The sequence below is a fragment of the Winogradskyella aurantiaca genome (genome assembly GCF_003362725.1).
Taxonomy (GTDB): domain Bacteria; phylum Bacteroidota; class Bacteroidia; order Flavobacteriales; family Flavobacteriaceae; genus Winogradskyella_A; species Winogradskyella_A aurantiaca.
In genome coordinates, this window is record NZ_QKTV01000018.1 from 1 (window position 1) to 729 (window position 729).

Consider the following 729-nt stretch of genomic DNA (forward strand, 5'->3'; position numbering starts at 1 on the left):
GGAAATCAATAAACCTTCAATCAGTACAGCTTCTGCTAGTGATACTACGTATTATGTGACTCAAACTGACGGTAACTCTTGTGAGAGTGAACCTGCAGCAGTTCGAGTAATAGTTAATGCACTTCCAACGATTACTCCACAGACACCTGTATGCTCTGAAGACCTTTTAACTTATTCTGTTGCATTCTCAAGTAATGGAACAGTAACTGTAAAAGAAAATATCCAAGGTATTGTTGTTGCTAATGGTTCTGTATCTGGAATCCCTGCTGGTCAAAACATTACCCTTGTAGCTACTAGTACTGATCAATGTACAGCTGAAGCTATTATAACAGCTCCAGATTGTAGTTGTCCTGTGGTAGAAGTACCTCAGGCCTCTGATCAGGCAGAGTGTGACTCTGGTCAAACTCTTACAGCTTCGGCAACAGCTGGTAATGGTGAAGTCATTGACTGGTTCGATGCTCAAAACAATCCAGTACAGGATCCATCCTTGAGCAATGTCGGAATGGTTACTTATTTTGCGCAAGCAAGAAATACAACAACAAACTGTACTTCTGCTAAGATTCCAGTTAAACTTGAAATCTATGCATTACCAGAGGTAAGTATTACTGATGTTGATCCAGTATGTATAGATGCTAGTTCATTCCAACTTCAGGCAAGTCCTGCTGGTGGTACCTGGTCTGGTGATGTTGATGCCAATGGTAACTTCAATCCAGCTAATGGTTCTGGTTC

1 protein-coding gene is annotated in these 729 nt (G+C 41.2%); it reads left to right on the forward strand.

Features of this window, described 5'->3' with window-relative positions; genetic code table 11:
- Positions 1-729, forward strand: a 729-nt coding sequence (locus DN064_RS14070; protein WP_157962326.1) for a hypothetical protein, incomplete at both ends; no start/stop codon positions are given.